At 73.2% G+C, this 18,399-nt stretch carries 11 protein-coding genes; 4 read left to right on the top strand and 7 right to left on the bottom strand.

Annotated features, from left to right (window positions below; genetic code table 11):
- The first annotated feature begins 181 nt into the window (after window positions 1–181).
- Window positions 182–1,549, top strand: coding sequence for an L-serine ammonia-lyase (locus AA75_RS34475; RefSeq protein ID WP_033824301.1), 1,368 nt, complete (start codon window positions 182–184; stop codon window positions 1,547–1,549).
- Window positions 1,550–1,925: 376 nt separating this feature from the next.
- On the opposite strand, the gene AA75_RS34470 is transcribed toward AA75_RS34475, so the two are convergent.
- From AA75_RS34470 to AA75_RS34455, 4 genes are all read right to left on the bottom strand, one after another.
- Entirely contained in the window at window positions 1,926–2,474 is a 549-nt protein-coding gene (locus AA75_RS34470; protein ID WP_082527044.1) for an ATP-binding protein, read from the bottom strand.
- Window positions 2,475–2,589: 115 nt separating this feature from the next.
- A complete protein-coding gene (locus tag AA75_RS34465) occupies window positions 2,590–3,819 on the bottom strand; it encodes an Ig-like domain-containing protein (protein ID WP_082527043.1) in 1,230 nt (409 codons plus the stop codon).
- A gap of 159 nt (window positions 3,820–3,978) precedes the next feature.
- The gene (locus AA75_RS34460; protein ID WP_233289312.1) at window positions 3,979–5,241 is read right to left on the bottom strand and encodes an Ig-like domain-containing protein; all 1,263 of its coding nucleotides are present in this window, start codon (window positions 5,239–5,241) and stop codon (window positions 3,979–3,981) included.
- Window positions 5,242–5,427: 186 nt separating this feature from the next.
- A complete protein-coding gene (locus AA75_RS34455; protein WP_051813966.1) occupies window positions 5,428–6,642 on the bottom strand; it encodes an Ig-like domain-containing protein in 1,215 nt (404 codons plus the stop codon).
- Window positions 6,643–6,876: 234 nt separating this feature from the next.
- On the opposite strand from AA75_RS34455, the gene glgX reads away from it, so the two are divergent.
- From glgX to AA75_RS34440, 3 genes are read left to right on the top strand one after another with little or no spacing between them, the layout of a single operon-like run.
- The gene (glgX, locus tag AA75_RS34450) at window positions 6,877–9,168 is read left to right on the top strand and encodes a glycogen debranching protein GlgX (protein ID WP_082527042.1); all 2,292 of its coding nucleotides are present in this window, start codon (window positions 6,877–6,879) and stop codon (window positions 9,166–9,168) included.
- A 43-nt stretch (window positions 9,169–9,211) separates the two neighbouring features.
- A complete protein-coding gene (locus AA75_RS34445) occupies window positions 9,212–11,059 on the top strand; it encodes an ABC transporter ATP-binding protein (RefSeq protein WP_082527041.1) in 1,848 nt (615 codons plus the stop codon).
- The gene (locus AA75_RS34440) at window positions 11,056–12,885 is read left to right on the top strand and encodes an ABC transporter ATP-binding protein (RefSeq protein WP_033824299.1); all 1,830 of its coding nucleotides are present in this window, start codon (window positions 11,056–11,058) and stop codon (window positions 12,883–12,885) included. Before AA75_RS34445 ends, AA75_RS34440 begins: the two co-directional genes overlap by 4 nt.
- Before the next feature lie 204 nt (window positions 12,886–13,089).
- Here the strand turns inward: AA75_RS34440 and AA75_RS34435 are convergent, their stop codons facing one another.
- The 3 genes from AA75_RS34435 to glgP form a co-directional block, all read right to left on the bottom strand.
- Window positions 13,090–14,202 carry an AAA family ATPase gene (locus tag AA75_RS34435; RefSeq protein ID WP_033824298.1) on the bottom strand — a complete coding sequence of 371 codons (1,113 nt, stop codon included), beginning with the start codon at window positions 14,200–14,202 and terminating at the stop codon, window positions 13,090–13,092.
- Window positions 14,199–14,870, bottom strand: a complete 672-nt coding sequence (pnuC, locus tag AA75_RS34430) for a nicotinamide riboside transporter PnuC (RefSeq protein ID WP_033824297.1) — start codon at window positions 14,868–14,870, stop codon at window positions 14,199–14,201. The genes AA75_RS34435 and pnuC overlap by 4 nt, the downstream gene beginning before the upstream one ends.
- 75 nt (window positions 14,871–14,945) lie before the next feature.
- Complete coding sequence (glgP, locus tag AA75_RS34425; RefSeq protein WP_033824296.1) at window positions 14,946–17,666, bottom strand: alpha-glucan family phosphorylase; 2,721 nt, start codon at window positions 17,664–17,666, stop codon at window positions 14,946–14,948.
- Between the last annotated feature and the right edge of the window lie 733 nt (window positions 17,667–18,399).

The raw sequence follows: 18,399 nt of genomic DNA, 5'->3' as shown, positions 1-18,399 counted from the left end.
AGAAGTCCCCGCTCTCCCCCAACCTGTAGTTCCCCCCGGGGTACGGCGGACGCCCCCCGCCGTACCCCTCGGTTCTCCGGGGCACCGCGCACACTGGACAGTGGACCGCGGTGCCCCGCGCCGTGCCCGCACCCCCCAAGCAACTCCGCACGTCTCCACGTGACCAGACAAGGACGTCCCCGTGGCCATCAGCGTCTTCGACCTCTTCTCCATCGGCATCGGTCCGTCCAGCTCCCACACGGTCGGCCCGATGCGGGCGGCCCGGATGTTCGCCCGCCGCCTGAAGTCCGAGGGTCTGCTGGCCCAGGCCGTCTCGGTGCGCGCCGAACTGTTCGGCTCGCTCGGCGCGACCGGCCACGGCCACGGCACCCCGAAGGCCGTCCTGCTCGGCCTGGAGGGCAACTCCCCGCGCACCGTCGACGTCGACCAGGCCGACCTGGACGTCGAGCGGATCAAGGCCGAGAAGCGGCTGCGGCTGCTCGGCGCCCAGGAGATCGCCTTCGACCCGGACACCCAGCTGGTGCTGCACCGCCGCAAGTCGCTGCCCTACCACGCCAACGGCATGACCCTCTGGGCCTTCGACGCCGACGGCGCCACCGTCCTGGAGAAGACCTACTACTCGGTCGGCGGCGGCTTCGTGGTCGACGAGGACGCCATCGGCGCCGACCGGGTGGTCCCCGACGACACCGCGCTGCGCTACCCCTTCCGCACCGGCGAGGAACTGCTGCGGCTCACCCGGGAGACCGGCCTGTCGATCTCCGGCCTGATGCTGGAGAACGAGAAGGCCTGGCGCTCCGAGGCCGAGATCCGGGCCGGGCTGCTGGAGATCTGGGGCGTGATGAAGGAGTGCGTCGACGCCGGCATGGCCCGCGAGGGCATCCTGCCCGGCGGCCTCAAGGTCCGCCGCCGCGCCGCCTCCGGCGCCCGCGCACTGCGCGCCGAGGGCATCGGGCCGGCCAACGCGATGGAGTGGGTCACCCTCTACGCGATGGCCGTCAACGAGGAGAACGCCTCCGGCCAGCGGGTGGTGACCGCCCCGACCAACGGCGCGGCGGGCATCATCCCGGCCGTCCTGCACTACTTCCAGAACTTCATCCCCGGCGCCGACGACGACGGCATCGTCCGCTTCCTGCTGGCGGCCGGCGCGATCGGCATGCTGTTCAAGGAGAACGCCTCCATCTCCGGCGCCGAGGTCGGCTGCCAGGGCGAGGTCGGCTCCGCCTGCTCGATGGCGGCCGGCGGCCTCGCCGAGGTCCTCGGCGGCTCCCCGGAGCAGGTCGAGAACGCGGCCGAGATCGGCATCGAGCACAACCTGGGCCTGACCTGCGACCCGGTCGGCGGCCTGGTCCAGATCCCCTGCATCGAGCGCAACGGCATGGCGTCGGTCAAGGCCGTCACCGCCGCCCGGATGGCCCTGCGCGGCGACGGCCGGCACCACGTCTCCCTCGACAAGGCGATCAAGACCATGAAGGAGACCGGCGCCGACATGAAGATCAAGTACAAGGAGACCTCCCGCGGCGGCCTCGCGGTCAACGTCATCGAGTGCTGAGCCGCGGCCCGGGGAGGGTGGCCGGCCGGGGTGGCCGGGCACGGAATCCACACATGAGGCGTCCATCGGCTGAATAATCAGAGGCCGCCGCGCGAATCTATTCGCACACTGAAGGTGAAGTGGGTTACAAACCTTCCAATCCAATTTGCTCACATGCTGAGACCGTGCGATAGTCGAACAAGTCGGGCGTTGCGAGCGCCGGACGCGATCCACGGCCTCCATGACCCGGTCCGGCCGTCACCACCGCGCGGCGAGCACCCCCTAGGCCTGCACGGTGACCTGCAGGGGCCCCTGAACCACGTACACCGTGGACGGGGGCCCCGCACTGTTTCCCGGGCCTGCTGTCCGGGCCTGCCCCCGGCCGCCCGCGGGCCGCTCAGGCCGTCGTGCGCTCGCGCACCTTGAGCTCGAACCAGACGCCCTTGCCGCGGGGCAGCAGGTCCGCGCCCCAGCGGTCGGCGATCTCCGACACCACCCGCAGGCCGTGCCCGGACTCGTGCAGCGGCTCGGCCGCCATGATCAGACAGGGCAGCGCCCGCGAGGAGTCCCGTACCTCGACCCGCACCACGCCGGGACGGCGGACCACCCGTAAGCCGATGGTGCGCCCGCCCGCGTGCCGGACCGCGTTGGCGACCAGCTCGCCCGTGAGCAGTTCGCCGGCCTCCAGCTGCTGGTGCAGACCCCAGTCGGCGAGAACGCCGAGCACCACCCGGCGCGCGACGCCGGCCGACACCGGCCGGGACGGCAGGCGGGCCTCCTGGTCCTCGGCCTGCTCCCGCAGCCGCCGGCGGGCGGTGCGCTCCAGCTCGCCGGGCGTCAGCCGCTCCAGCTCCGACAGCGCCGGGGCGCCACAGGCCGACGGGCCGTCATCGGCCAGTTCCGCCAGCCCATGTGATGCCCGGTCCGCTTCGCCCCATCCTGCCATGCGCCAATCATTGCGGAACGCATGCGGGCGCGTACGGACAATGACCAAACGATCACTAGTCGTCTGGCATATGCCCGTCGCAACCGAACGTCCGCCCGGCGGACCGTTCGAGCGCCTACCAGTTGTTCCAGGACAGGTTCCATCCGCTCAGCCCGTTGTCGGCGGCGACCTGCTCGCCCTTGGAGTTGACCACGGTCACGACGTCGCCGATCAGCGAGGAGTCGTAGAACTTGCCGGCCCGCGAGGAGGCGGAGCCGCCCTTGGCGTCGGCCAGGCCGATGCAGCCGTGGCTGGCGTTGTAGGAGCCGAACGCGCTGCTCCAGTAGTTGCCGTGGACGTACGTCCCGGAGTCGGTCAGCCGCATCGCGTGCGGGACGTCGGAGATGTCGTACTCCTCGCCCGAGCCGACCCCGGCGACGCCCTGCGAGCTCATCCGGGTGGTCTCCGCCTTGTCCTCGACCACCATGGTGCCGTTCCAGGTGTCGAAGCCCGCCTTGCCGGCCGTGAACGGCACCTCGTCGACCGCCTGGCCGTCGCGCACCACCTGCATCCGGTGGGTGGCCACGTCCGCGGTGGTGATCTGGGAGCGGCCGATGGTGAACGGCTCGTCGCGGTCCACCCCGCCGTAGACGCCGGGCGCCACCTCGACGCTCTTCAGCCGGTAGTGGACGGTGACCGTGGTGCCGGCCTTCCAGTACTCGGCCGGGCGGAAGTCGACCCGCTGGCTGCCGAACCAGTGGCCCTTGACCACCGTCCCGTCGGAGGTCTCGAAGCCGACCCCCTTCTCGACCGCGGCCTTGTCCTTGACCGGGCGGTCGAAGGTGAGCGAGACAATCATGCCGACGCCGTAGGTGCCGCCGTCCGAGATGTTGTCGTGGGCGCCGGCGTCCTTGGCCGGGGTGAGGGTGGTGAAGCCGCTCTGCGCGGTGGTCTCCAGACCGGCGGCGTCGACCGCCTTGGCGGCCACCCGGTACTGCGCGGAGACCGCCAGGTTCCCGCTCGGCACCCAGCTGAGGCCGTCCGCCGCGACGGCGCCGGGCACCTCCTTGCCGTCCGGGCCGGTGACCGCCACGGTGGTCAGCTTCCCGCCGCTCACGCCGACCTTCAGCGCCCCCGCGGGCTTGACGCCGGTGGCGCCGTCGGCGGGCTCGATGGTCACCGCCGCCGAGGAGACGGTGGGCTTCGCCGGGGTGGCGGGGGCGGGCGTGCCCGCCGGGGACGCACCGGGCGCCAGGCGCGCGGCGCTGCTGCTCCCGGTGTCGCCGCCCGAACCGCAGCCCGTCGCCAGCAGCACCAGCGCACCTGAGAGCGCCCCGGCCGCCAGGCCCGTGCGTATCGACTTCACTCGTGTACTCCCCATCTCCCCGGTCGGCCGTCAGCCACTTACACGTGGGGTCCTCGACCCAGGTTGCGCGACCAGGGTCGAGATTCGGTCACGAACGGAGAACGGCCCGGTCGTTCCGAGGAACGGCCGGGCCCTTCGATGCTCCGTGACTCCCTGGGGTTACCAGCTGCCCCAGGCGACGTTCCAGCCGCTCAGGCCGTTGTCCGGGGAGACCTGCTTGCCCTTGGCGTTGACGATCTTGACCACGTCGCCGACCAGCGAGGAGCTGAAGAACTTGCCCGCGGTGGAGTTGTCGTCGCCGCCCTTGCCGTCCTGCATGGAGATGCAGCCGTGGCTGGCGTTGGACTTGCCGAAGGCGCTGCTCCAGTAGTTGCCGTGCACGTAGGTGCCGCTGTTGGTGAGCCGCATGGCGTGCGGCACGTCCGGCACGTCGTACTCGCCGCCGACCACGTTGGCGACCGTGGCGGAGTTCATCCGGGTCACCTTCTCCTTGCTGGAGACGACCATGGTGCCGTTGTACGACGGGTTGTCGTCGTTGCCGGCGGTGATCGGGATGGTCTGGGTGGAGCCGTCGCCCTTCTTGACCGTCATCTGGTGGCTGGCCGCGTCCGCGGTGCTCACCTGGTAGCGGCCGATGGTGAAGGGCTCGTCCTTGTCCACGTCGCCGTAGACGCCGGGCGAGACCTCGATGCTCTTCAGGCGGTAGTGGATGGTGACCTTGGTGCCCGGCTTCCAGTACTCGGCCGGACGGAAGTCCAGCCGCTGGCTGCCGAACCAGTGGCCCTTGACCTTGGTGCCGTCGGAGGCCTCGAAGGTGATGCCGTCCGCCACCGCCTTGGTGTTCTTGATCGGCTTGCTGAAGGCCACCGAGACGATCATGCCGACGCCGTAGGTGCCGTTGTCGGAGATGTTGTCGTTGGTCGCCGCGGTCTTCGCCGGGGTGAGCGTGGTGAAGGTGCTGGTCGACGCGGCCTCCAGGCCGGCGTCGTCCTTGGCCTGCGCGTTCACCTTGTAGACCATGCCGACGGCGAGCGCCTCGGTCGGCTTCCAGCTCAGGCCGTCCGCCGCGATGGTGCCGGCCACCGGCTTGCCGTTCTTGTCGGTCACCTCGACGTTGGTCAGCTTGCCGCTGGCCACCGCCACCTGGAGGGCGTTCGGCGCGGCGTCGGTGGCGCCGTCCTTCGGCGTCACGGTCAGCTGCGCGGCCGAGACCTTCGCGGGCTCGGCCGCGGCCGAGGCCGCCCCGCCGCCCGTGGCGCCGCCCGAACCGCCGGCCGCCGAGCCGCCGCCCGAGCTGCTGCAGGCCGCGCCGAGCAGCAGGACGCCGCCCATCGCCAGCGCGATGCCGGAGCGCCGCACGGCGCGTCCGGCGGTCCTCGTGTTGATGCGTATGGCGGCGTCGGCCGCCCGAACCGGCTTCACGTCGGTCTGCTCCCCTCCCGGTAACCCAAAGCGATACACGCGCTGCCGCCCGGGTGAGTTGCACCCCTGGGCCGACTTCTTTAGCGCTGCTCGCCGGACGGGGACCCCGGACCGGCGCGGTGGTCAGGATAACTGGCCCGTCTGAGTGAATCTTCGAGGGGAGGCGGGTGCCCGTTCGGTGAATGGTCACCGGGTGGCGGGCGCGCTCCGTACCGTCCAGCCGGCCCACGGCAGGTTCCACCCGTTCAGGCCGTTGTCGGCGGGCACCCGCTCGCCCGCGGAGCCCCGGACCTCGACCACGTCGCCGGTGATGGTGTGGTCGAAGAACCAGCCGGCCGGGGAGTCCGGGGAGCCGCCCTTGACGTCCGCGAGGCCGATGCAGCCGTGGCTGGTGTTGGCGGTGCCGAAGACCGTCCGCGGGGACCAGTAGTTGCCGTGGACGAAGGTCCCGGACCCGGTCAGCCGCATGGCGTGCGGCACGTCCTTGATGTCGTACTCGTCCCCCAGCCCGACCGTCTGCGAGTCCATCCGGGTCACCGCGGACCGCTCCGAGACCACCATCGCGCCCAGGTAGGTCGGGTGCTCGGGCCCGCCCGCACTGACCTTGAGGGTGCGCACCACCCTGCCGTCCTGCCGCACCGTCATCGTCCGGGTGTCCAGGTCCACGGTGCTGACCTGGGAGCGGCCGACGGTGAACCGGACCGACTTGGACTGGGTGCCGACGTAGCCCGGCGCCCCCTGCACGTCCTTCAGCCGCAGGGTCAGCGTCACCCGGGTGCCCGGCGCCCAGTACCGCTCCGGGCGGAAGTCCAGCCGCCGGGCGCCGAACCAGTGGCCGGCCACCGGCACCGGCGGGTCCGCCGTCACCGCCACCGCCCGCTCCACCGCCGCCCGGTCGGTGATCGCCCGGCTGAAGCGCAGCGAGACCGGCATGCCGACACCGACCGTGGTCCCGTCCTCCGGGGTGTAGAAGGCCACGAAGGTGCGGTCCGGGGTCCTGGTCTCGAACGCGGCGTGCTGCGCCTCGGTGAGCCCCTCGTCGTCCTCGGCCACCGCGTCCAGGGTGTACGCGGTGGCCGCCGCGAGCCGCCCGTCCGGGGTCCAGCTCCGGCCGCCCGCGCCGAGCCGGCCCCGCACCTCGGCGCCCTTCTCGTCGGCGAGCCGCACGCTCACCAGCCGGCCCCGGGCGACCGTCACCGTGACCGGCCCGTCGAGGGGCACCTCCTGGGCGCCGTCGGCCGGGGTGACGGCCAGCTGGGCGTGCGGCACGGTCCGCGGCGGCTCCGGTGCGGCCGCGTCGGTGCTGCCCGGCCCGGCGGACCCGCCCGAGCACCCCGTCAGCAGCAGACCCAGCCCGAGCGCCGCTGCCCGCCGCGCCCAGCCCCGTACTCCCGGGTGCATCCCGGCCCTCCCTGATCAGCCGCCCGGGGCCGCGACCGGCCCGGTAGCGGGCATAACGACCGCATCGGGGCGGGGACACGTGGGCACGATCTCCCCCGACGGCCGTCACGGCGGCCCACCGCGGGACAGAATCATCACATTCCGTCACGAGAGGCACCGGGACGTGACTGCGGCATCCGATCAGGGAACAAGACGGAGGCGGGGAAGGGACCCCCGCGCTGGGAGGGTGCGGCGATGACGGCGTGGCAGGAGCTGGACACGGGGACGAGCCCGGGCGCACCGCGCCCGGCGGCCGACCGGCCGAACGGCACGGCGCCCCACCCGGCCCCGCCCGACCCCTGGCCGGGCAGCTGGCAGCCGCTCGGCGCGCGCTTCCGCACCGACCTGCGAGGCGGCCGGGGCACCAACTTCGCGCTCTGGGCGCCGGCCGCCGAGGCCGTCGAGCTCTGCCTCTTCGACGAGCGGGGCCAGGAGAGCCGGCACCGGCTCACCGAGCAGACCTTCCAGACCTGGCACGGGTACCTGCCCGGGGTGATGCCCGGAACCCGCTACGGCTACCGGGTGCACGGCCGCTGGGACCCGTGGACCGGCGCCCGGTGGAACCCGGCCAAGCTGCTGCTCGACCCGTACGCCCGCGCCGTCGACGGCCGGTACACCGCGCACGACGCCACCTGCACCGCGGTGCGCAACTGGCCCGAGCGCGAGGTCGCCGACACCGTCCGGGACAACCGCGACTCGGCGCCGTACGTGCCCCGCGGCGTGGTGGTGCACGACGACGACGACTGGTACGACGACCAGCGGCCGAAGACCCCGTGGGCCGAGACGGTGCTGTACGAGCTGCACGTGCGCGGCTTCACCATGCGCCACCCGGACGTGCCGCCGCAGCTGCGCGGCACCTACGCCGGCCTGGCGCACCCGGCGGCGATCGAGCACCTGACCCGGCTCGGGGTCACCGCGGTGGAGCTGCTGCCGGTCCACCACCACGTCAGCGAGGACCACCTCCAGCAGCGCGGACTGGTCAACTACTGGGGCTACAACACCCTCGGCTACTTCGCCCCGCACGCCGGGTACTCCGCCTCCGGCAGCCGCGGCCAACAGGTCGGCGAGTTCAAGCGGATGGTGCGCGCGCTGCACGCGGCCGGCATCGAGGTGATCCTCGACGTGGTCTACAACCACACCGCCGAGAGCGGAATCATGGGCCCGGCCCTGTCGCTGCGCGGCATCGACAACGCCGGCTACTACCGCCTCGACCGCGGCCGCCGCGGCTACGCCGACTACACCGGCTGCGGCAACACCCTGGACACCCGCCAGCCGCACACCGTCCGGCTGATCACCGACTCGCTGCGCTACTGGGTGACCGAGATGGGCGTCGACGGCTTCCGCTTCGACCTGGCCTCCGCGCTGACCCGCGGCAGCGACGGGGTGGAGATGCACCACCCGTTCCTGGGCGCCGTCTCGCAGGACCCGCTGCTCAGCCGGGTCAAGCTGATCGCCGAGCCGTGGGACGTCGGCGCCGGCGGCTACCAGGTCGGCGGCTTCCCGCCGCTGTGGGCGGAGTGGAACGACAAGTACCGCGACACCGTGCGGGACTTCTGGCGCGGCGCCCGCCCCGACGTCCGCGAGCTCGGCTACCGGCTCTCCGGCTCCTCCGACCTGTACCAGCGCGGCGGCCGCCGCCCGTATGCCTCGGTCAACTTCGTCACCGCGCACGACGGCTTCACCCTGCGCGACCTGGTCTCCTACAACCAGAAGCACAACGAGGCCAACGGCGAGGGCAACCGGGACGGCACCGACGACAACCGGTCCTGGAACTGCGGCGCCGAAGGGGAGAGCACCGACCCCGAGGTGCTGGCGCTGCGCCAACGCCAGCTGCGCAACCTGCTCACCACCCTGCTGCTGTCCACCGGCGTCCCGATGCTCACCGCCGGCGACGAACTCGGCCGCACCCAGGGCGGCAACAACAACGCCTACTGCCAGGACGACGCGACCAGCTGGCTGGACTGGTCGCTGCTGGAGCAGCCCGAGTGGCGTTCGCTGGCCGAGCTGACCGGGCGGCTGATCGGCCTGCGCCGGCGGCACCCGGTGCTGCGGCAGCGGGCGTTCTTCTCCGGCCGGGCCGCGGTCGCCGGCGGCCAGCGCGACCTGGCCTGGTTCGCCCACAGCGGCCGGGAGATGACCGAGGCCGACTGGTTCACCCCGACCGCCGTCCTCGGCATGCTGCTCTCCGGCACCGCGATGTCCGAACGCGACGAGCACGGCCGCCCGCTGCGCGACGACAGCTTCCTGCTGCTGCTCAACGCCGGCCCGCAGGCGGTCTCCTTCACCCTGCCGGGCGAACCCTGGGCGTCCGCCTACCGCACCGAGGTCGACACCTCCCGCGACACCGCCGACGAGGGCCCGCACCCCGCACTGACCGCCGTCACCCTGGCCGGGCGCTCCTGCCGCCTGCTGCGGGCCGTCGACCCGGCGGACCCCTCGGCCGGCGCCGGGTCCGACCATGGCCGGTTCCCGCCGACAGGGGCGTAAAACCGGATGAGAAATGTCAGGGTCACGGCCTACCCTCTCCGCGATGGCCGAGAACGAGCAGTGCGCGCAGACCACCGGCAACCCTGACGAAGCGTCGGTCCGCAGACCCGACCCCGCCGCCGGGCCGGCGCACCGGTCCACGGTGCGGTCCCTGCTGCGCCTGTGGCCGTACGCCCGCCCGGCCCGCTGGCGGCTGGCCGGGGCGGTCCTGGCCGCGCTGATCGCCTCGGTCAGCGTGCTCGGGGTGCCGATCGTGCTGCGCCGGATCGTCGACGGCCCGATCGCCCACCGCGACCTGGCCGGCCTGTGGCCGCTGGCCGGCGTCCTGCTGCTGCTCGGCCTGGTCGAGGCCGGGCTGTTCGGCGTCCGCCGGGTGATCGTGGCCCGCCCACTGGCCAAGGTCGAGACCGCCATGCGCGGCGACCTCTACGCCAAACTGCAGCGGCTGCCGGTCTCCTTCCACGACCGTTGGTCCTCCGGCCAGCTGCTCTCCCGGGCCACCTCCGACATGTTCACCATGCGGCTGTTCCTGGCCTTCCCGCTGGTCTTCCTGATCGTCAACACCATGGTCTTCCTGACCGGCACCGCGCTGATGTTCACGCTCAGCTGGCAGCTGGCCCTGATCACCCTGGTGCCGGCCGTCCCCCTGATGGTGCTGACCCGCTACTTCGAGAGCCGCTACGCCGCCTCCGCCCGGCAGGCCCAGGACCAGAACGGCGACCTCGCCACCGTGGTCGAGGAGTCCATCCTGGGCATCCGCATCCTCAAGGCCTTCGGCCGCCACCGCACCATGGCCGAGGAGTTCGCCGGACACAGCGAGCGGCTGCGCACCACCGAGCTGCGCAAGGCCGACCTGCTCGCCAACCTCTGGGCGGTCATCGTCGGGCTGCCCGAGCTGGCGCTCGGCTGCGCGCTGGCCGTCGGTGCGGTCCAGGTCGCCCACGACGACCTCTCGGCCGGCACCCTGGTCGCCTTCCTGTCCACCGCGCTGGCGCTGCGCTGGCCGGTGGAGTCGCTGGGCTGGCTGCTCGCGTACGCCAACGAGTGCGCCACCGCGACCGACCGGTACTTCGAGGTGATGGACGAACCCGACCCGGTGGAGCGCCCCACCGGCCTCCCGGCCGGCGACGGCCGGGGCATCCGCTTCACCGGTGTCCGCTTCCGCTACCCGGACGCCCCGGCCGGCACCCCCGACCTGCTGGCCGGCGTCGACCTGCACATCCGGCCCGGCGAGACGCTCGCCCTGGTCGGCGCCACCGGCAGCGGCAAGACCACCCTCACCGCACTGCTCCCCCGGCTGTACGAGGCCACCGGCGGCTCGATCACCCTGGACGGCCGCGACGTCCGGGACATCCCGCGCGCGGAGCTGCGCCGGCTGGTGTCGGTCGCCTTCGAGGAGCCGACCCTGTTCTCCGCCTCGGTCCGCGACAACGTCCTGATGGGCGCGGAGCAGGCCGGCCCCGACCGGCTCGCCACCGCGCTCGCCACCGCCCAGGCCGACTTCGTCGACCGGCTCCCGGCCGGCCCCGACACCCAGGTCGGCGAGCAGGGCCTGAGCCTGTCCGGCGGCCAGCGCCAACGACTGGCGCTGGCCCGCGCGGTGGTCGGCGACCCGGCGTTCCTGGTCCTCGACGACCCGCTGTCCGCCCTCGACGTGCACACCGAGGCGCTGGTCGAGCGGGCGCTGCGCGAGGTGCTGTCCGGCACCACCGCCCTGGTGGTGGCGCACCGCCCGAGCACCGTGCTGCTCGCCGACCGGGTCGCCCTCCTCGCCGACGGCCGGATCGCCGCCGTCGGCACCCACCACGACCTGCTGAAGACCTCCCCGGCCTACCGGGAACTGATGTCCGGCGAGAGCGCCCAGGAACTCGAAGGGAGTGCCCTGCGATGACCACCACCCTGGAGCCCGCCGAGGAGCTGGAGGAGCTCCCGCCGCCCGCCGCCGACGAGGAGGACATCCCCGTCCCGCCCGGCGCCGCGCGCGCCCTGCTCGGGCAGCTGCTGGGCCCGCACCGCCGCCGGATCGTGCTCGCCATGCTGGTGATCGTGGTCCAGCAGGCCGCCCTGCAGGCCGGCCCGCTGCTGGTGGCGTTCGCGATGGACCGGGGCATCCCGGCGCTGCGCGACCACGACAGCGGCCCGCTGATCGCGGTGATCTCCGCGTACCTGGGCTGCGCCCTGCTCTCCACCTACCTGCAGCGGCTGTTCATCCGCTACAGCGCCCGGATCAACCAGGACGTCCTGCTCGACCTGCGCGGCCGGATCTTCCGGCACGCCCAGCGGCTCAGCCTGGACTTCCACGAGCGCTACACCTCCGGCCGGATCATCTCCCGCGCCACCAGCGACGTGGACGCGCTGCGCGAGCTGCTCAACGAGGGCCTGCAGGAGCTGCTGTCGGTCGCGCTCTCGGTCAGCCTCATCTCGCTGGTACTGATGGTGATGGACTGGCGCCTGGGCCTGGCCGCGCTGGCGTCCTTCCTGCCGATGTACCTGATCGTCCGTTCGTTCCGGCGGCGCTCGCTGCGGGTCTACCGGCGGTCCAGGACGGCGGTCGCCGCGGTGATCGTCAAGTTCACCGAGACCATGAACGGCATCCGCCCGGTGCAGGCGTTCCGCCGCGAGCAGGCCAACGAGGACGCCTTCGGCACCGTCAACCGGCAGTCCGCCGCCGCCACCGCCGACGGCCTGCTGGAGATGGCCCGCTACGTCGGCTTCTCCCGGGCCGTCGCCAACACCTGGATCACCGGCGTGGTCCTGCTCGGCGCCTACCTGGTCACCGACGGCAGCCTGGAGCTCGGCGTGCTGACCGCCTTCGTGCTCTACCTGCGGCGGCTCTACGACCCGATCGACCAGCTGGCGATGTTCCTGAACAGCTACCAGTCGGCCGCCGCCGCCCTGGAGAAGATGGCCGGCCTGCTCGCCCACGAGCCCTCCGTCGCCGAGCCCGCCGCCCCGGTGGCGCTGCCGGCGCCGACCGCAGCGGGCCGCGAGGTGGCCTTCCGGCAGGTGCGGTTCGCCTACCGGACCGGGAAGCAGGTGCTGCCCGTCCTCGACCTGGTGCTGCCCGCCGGGCAGACCACCGCCGTGGTCGGCGCCACCGGCGCGGGCAAGTCCACCCTGGCCAAACTGCTGGCCCGGTTCTACGACCCCACCGACGGCCGGGTCACCCTGGACGGCGTCGACCTGCGCGAGCTGTCCACGGCGGACCTGCGGCGCAACGTGGTGATGGTGACCCAGGAGTCCTTCCTGTTCTCCGGCACGGTGGCCGAGAACATCGCGATCGGCCGGCCGGACGCCACCCGCGCCGACGTCGAGGCCGCGGCCCGGGCGATCGGGGCGCACGAGTTCATCGCCGCGCTGCCGGACGGGTACGACACCGACGTCCGCAAGCGCGGCGGCCGGATCTCGGCCGGGCAGCGGCAGCTGGTCGCGTTCGCGCGGGCGCTGCTCGCCGATCCGGCCGTCCTGATCCTCGACGAGGCGACCAGTTCGCTGGACGTGCCGGGTGAGCAGGCCGTGCAGCGTGCGATGCAGACCGTGCTGGCCGGCCGCACCTCCGTGATCATCGCCCACCGGCTCTCCACCGTGGAGATCGCCGACCGCGTCCTGGTGATGGACCAGGGCCGCGTCGTGGAGGACGGCTCCCCCACCGCCCTCATCACCGGCGACGGCCGCTTCGCCGACCTCCACCGCACCTGGAAGGACAGCCTGGTCTGAGGCCCGCTTCTTCAGGGGCGGCAGCCCCCAGGGGCGCGAGGAACTGCGCGGGGCGGAAGGCAACCAAGGGACCGACGGGCTACCTAGGCGCATCCGGCCCACGGCCCCCGGGTACGGGTAAGTGCCTACCGCCTGCGCGCAGTTCCTCCCCAGCCTTCGGCCGGGGGTACCCCCAGCGCCCCTGACAGACCGCCCTCCGGGCGGTCAGCCCGGGGGGTCGGTGAGGGGGATGGGGGTGGCGAGGAGTTGGTCGACTGCGGTGAGGGCGAGCCGGAGGCGTTCGTCGCGGTCGCCGTGCAGTTCCAGCCAAGGTGTCCGCCCCGCCGCGAGCACCTCCCGGAACCGTCCGGTCATCCACGGCCGCAGGTGCTCCCCGTCCCTCAGCCCGTCGTCCTCGAACGGCACCCCCCGGTCCGAGGTCAGCAGGTACAGCGCCCGCGGCGGCATCCCGGCCGCACACCGCCGCACCGCCCCGCTCACCCCACCCCGGTACCGCTCCTGCCACACGGTGGTGGCGAGCGCGTCGGTGTCGCAGACCAGCACCGGCCCGCCGCCGCGGGCGGCCCGCTCCTCGGCCTCGTTCTGCCGGCGGGCGACCAGCTCGAAGTCGCGGTCGTCCCACTCCACGTCGAACACGGTCGGCACCGGCCCGGCGGGGTCGGCGACGGCCCGGGCGACGGCCACCTTGGCGGCCGTCAGTTCCCGGCCGTACTCGGGCACCCAGCCGGTGAGCACGTGCGTCCCGCCCCTGCGCCGCAGGGCCTCGGCGAGGTCCCGGGAGAGCGTGGTGGTGCCGGTGGACTCGGCGCCGACCACCACCACCCGCCGGGTGAACCAGGCCCGTACCGGTGGTTCCAGCTCCCACCAGTACGCGGCCGGGTCGGCCCGGACGGCGGTGCCGGAGACCGGGAAGGTGTCCCGCCGCTGGTCGAGCACGACGGCCGCGGCCCCGAACCGCCGGGCCAGTTCGGTCCCGTACGGCTCCGAGCTGAAGACGGCGTCCACCCCTCCGGCGGGCGGCGCGGCGGCGATGCCCTGCCGCATCAGGTCCACCTGGGCGGCCCAGACCTCGGCGCTGTCGTAGTCGACCGGCAGGTTGTCGACCACGCCGGTGACGTGCACCGCCGGGTCGCCGGACCAGGCCTCGGTGAGCCAGGCGACCCGGTCGGCCAGGGGTATCGACTCGGTGTCGGCGGCCATCGCCACCACGGTGACCCGGTCGCAGGCGTCGGCGGCGGCGCGGATCAGGAAGTGGTGGCCGGCGTGCGGCGGGTAGAACTTGCCGATCACCAGGCCGTGCCGGAAGCGTCCGCTCATGCCGGCACCGCCGCGGTGTGCGCGTCCGTGGCCAGGCTCCGTCGCCAGGAGCGCAGTCCGACCGCGCACATGCCGAGGAAGACCAGGTAGACCAGGGCCGTCAGGTCCAGCGACTTGCTGAGGTAGAGCGGGACGTAGACCAGGTCGGCGGCGATCCAGAGGTACCAGGTCTCGATCCGGCGGGTGTTGAGCAACCACTGCGCGGCCAGTGAGAGGGCGGTGGTGAGCGCGTCCCAGAACGGCGCGCTGTCGCCGGCCCGGGTGAGCAGTTCGGTCAGGCCCCAGGTGGCCGGCCCGAGCAGGGTGGCGAGGGCGAGCAGGGTGGGCGCTGTGGCCCGGCGGACCACGACGGGACCGGCGGCGGCGCCCGGGCCGGCCGCCCGGCCGCGCAGCCACTGCCACCAGCCGTGGACGCCGAGGGCGAGGAAGACCAGCTGCAGGGCGGCGTCGGCGTAGAGCCGGGCGCCCGCGAAGAGGATCAGGAAGAAGACGTTGTTGGCGATGCCGACCGGGAAGTTCCAGATGTTCGCGCGGACGGTGAGCCAGACGCAGGCCGCGCCGGTGGCGAAGCCGAGCAGTTCGGCCCAGGTGACTCCGTCACCGCCGACGTGCCCGAGCACGGTGGTGAGCGGTGCGGTGAGCCCGCTCAGGAAGTCGATGATGGGCACGGCCCCTCCCGGTCATTATGGTCAGAGTGACGATAATGACCGGCGAAGGGCCGCGCAAGGGGATTCAGCCGCAGCTCACCGCAGGATGCCGGCGTCCATCCCGGTCGCCTCCGCGGGGAGGGTGATCAGGCCGAGCTCGGCCGGCGAGGCCAGCAGCGGATGGGCGGGCAGCACCCGGACGGTGTAGCCGAACGGGCCGGTGCGGGAGAGCTCCAGCGAGCCCTCGTAGCGCTGCCGGCCGTCCAGGTCGGGGCCGCCGGCCGGCTTGAGGGCGATGGCGACCGCGTCGGAGATGCCGTCGCTCTCGTCGACCCGGCCGGAGACCACCTGGACCTCGACGTCGGCCGGCTCCAGCGGGCCGAGCGTCACCTGCACCCGCAGCGCCAGCGTGCTGCCGAGCTCCTGGGCCTCGTCGGGGCCGTCGGCCTCGACGTGCTCGACCCGCACGGCGGGCCAGGCCTGCCGGACCCTGGCCTTCCACTCGGCCAGCTCCCGGGCCCCCGCGTACGAGGGCCCGCCGTCCTCGGTCGCGGCCAGCTGCCGCCGGGCGGCGGCCGCCGGGGCGTACAGCCGCTCCACGTACTCGCGGACCATCCGGCCCGCCAGCACCTTGGGGCCGAGGGTGACCAGGGTGTGCCGGACCATCGCGATCCAGCGGTGCGGCAGCCCGTCCGCGCCCCGGTCGTAGAACCGGGCCGCGACCTGGTGCTCGATCAGGTCGTACAGCGCGGCGGCCTCGATGTCGTCGCGCTTGTCCGCCTCGGCGCTCTCCGGGTCGAGCCGTCCGAGGCCGGCGCTGTCGGCGGTGGGGATGGCCCAGCCGTTCTGGCCGTCGTACCACTCGTCCCACCAGCCGTCCAGGATGGAGAGGTTGAGGCAGCCGTTGAGGGCCGCCTTCATCCCGGAGGTGCCACAGGCCTCCAGCGGGCGCAGCGGGTTGTTCAGCCAAACGTCGCAGCCCGGGTAGAGGTTGGTGGCCATCGCCATGTCGTAGTCCGGCAGGAAGACGATCCGGTGGCGGACCGCCGGGTCGTCGGCGAACGCGACCAGCTGCTGGATCAGCCGCTTGCCGCCGTCGTCCGCCGGGTGCGCCTTGCCGGCCACCACGATCTGCACCGGCCTGGTCGGGTGCAGCAGCAGCGAGCGCAGCCGGTCCTGGTCGCGCAGCATCAGGGTGAGCCGCTTGTACGAGGGGACCCGGCGGGCGAATCCGATGGTGAGCACGTCCGGGTCGAGGGCGCTGGAGACCCAGCCGAGTTCGGCCTCGCCGGCGCCGCGCTGGCGCCAGGAGGTGCGGACCCGGCTGCGGGCCTCCTCGACGAGCTGGGCGCGCAGGGTGCGGCGCAGCTCCCAGATCTCGGCGTTGCCGATCCGCTCCAGGCCGGTCCAGCGGGTCTCCTCGCCGACCGCCATGGCGTCCTCGGCCCGTTCCAGGCCGATCTCGGCGGCGCCGAGCCGGACCACCGCGGGGTCGATCCAGGTGGGCGCGTGGACGCCGTTGGTGACCGAGGTGATCGGCACCTCGGTGGCGTCGAAGCCCGGCCACAGGCCGTTGAACATGGCCCGGCTGACCTCGCCGTGCAGGGTGGAGACGCCGTTGGCGCGCTGGGCCAGCCGCAGGCCCATGGCGGCCATGTTGAACAGCTTCGGGTCGCCGCCGGCCCAGCTCTCGGCGCCGAGCGCGAGGACCTGGTCGACCGGGACGCCGGTCAGCGCGGCGTCGCCGCTGAAGTGGCGGGCGACCTGGTCGCGGTCGAACCGGTCGATGCCGGCCGGGACCGGGGTGTGGGTGGTGAACAGGGTGCCCGCGCGGACGGCCTCCAGGGCGGCGGCGAAGCCGAGCGGGGCCGGGGCCGGGGCGTCGCCGTCGCCGGGCTTCTCCTCGGCGGTGACCAGTTCGCGGATCCGCTCCAGGCCCAGGAAGCCGGCGTGGCCCTCGTTGGTGTGGAATACCTCGGGGGCGGGGTGGCCGGTGAGCCGGCAGTAGCTGCGCACGGCCCTGACCCCGCCGATGCCCAGCAGTATCTCCTGCATCAGCCGGTGCTCGCTGCCGCCGCCGTAGAGCCGGTCGGTGACGTTGCGTTCGGCCGGGCCGTTGGGCTCGATGTCGGAGTCGAGCAGCAGCAGCGGGACGCGCCCCACCTGGGCCTTCCAGATGTGCGCGGCCAGGCTGCGGCCGGCCGGCAGGGCCAGGTCGACCCGGCTGGGTGTACCGTCGGGCTCCCGGAGCAGGCTGACGGCCAGCTCGTCGGGGTCGAGCAGCGGGTAGCGCTCCTGCTGCCAGCCGTCCCGGGACAGCGACTGGCGGAAGTAGCCGTGCCGGTAGAACAGGCCGACCCCGATGATCGGCACGCCCAGGTCGCTGGCGGCCTTGAGGTGGTCGCCGGCCAGGATGCCGAGCCCGCCGGAGTACTGCGGCAGCGCGGCCGCGATGCCGTACTCGGGCGAGAAGTAGGCGATGGCGGCGGGCAGCGGGCCCGAGCCGTCGCCGGGCGGGAGGGCGGACTGGTACCAGCGCGGGCCGGTGAGGTAGTCGCGGAGGTCGTCCGCGAGATCGCCGAGCCGGCGCAGGAACCGCCGGTCGGCGGCGAGCGCGGACAGCCGGGCCGCCGGCACCTCGCCCAGCAGCCGGACCGGGTCCTCGCCGACGGCGGCCCAGACCTCTGGGTCGACCGAGCGGAAGAGCTCCCTGGTCTCGGGGTGCCAGGACCAGCGCAGGTTGAGCGCCAGTTCGTGCAGCGGCTGGAGTTGCTCGGGCAGGACGGTGCGGACGGTGAATCTGCGGATTGCCTTCACGGCCTGAAGCGTAGACCCCGGAGTGCGCCTGAAGATGCGTCAACTACCGTATTGCGCACCCGTTCGGACCATTGGTGAGATCGCATCGGGCGCACTCCGGCAGACGGGGGGCGCAGGGGGCGCACGACCGGCGGAGGGCGCGCCCTGGGCGCGTAAACACTGGGGAACAGCTGCATGTCGACTGTCTGATTTGCCCCCGTTCATCGTCCGAAACCGCGCGCATACCGGCCCCGAGGACTTGCCGGTGGTGCGAGGATGCACAAAGGTCGTTGGTGCCGCGGGGAGTGCGAGCCGGTTGGCGCACCCCGCTGCTCCAGTGCCGGGAGCACCTCGTTGACGAACCTTCATCCTTCCTGTCGTCCTTAGCCCATTCGGCCCTCTCCTGCGGCCCGAGTGCGTGTCCTCGCCCCTGCTCCGCTCGTTTCCGGTTGGGTTGGGTCACCTCGGGGCGTGCCCCGAGTGGCGCGCGCCGGGACGCGCGCGGCCGCTCGGGGCGCGGGCCGCGGTCGCGGACCGGCTGGCAGGTTGCCGGGCGCGTCGGTGCGGGCAGCCTTCCGGTCGCACGTCCTTCCTCAGCCAGCAGTTCCTCCGGCACTCCCCGGCCTCGGGCCCGCGGGAGCCGCCGCCGATCTCGGGCAGGAGTTTGGCATGCACGGCGACACGCGGGACCAGTCCACCTCGCCGTCGGGCTCACCCGACACACCGTCGACCACGGAGCCGCCGTTGCCGGCCC

It is taken from the genome of Kitasatospora sp. MBT63, from assembly GCF_000710465.2.
GTDB lineage: Bacteria > Actinomycetota > Actinomycetes > Streptomycetales > Streptomycetaceae > Kitasatospora.
This window is presented reverse-complemented; position numbering and strand designations above follow the sequence as displayed.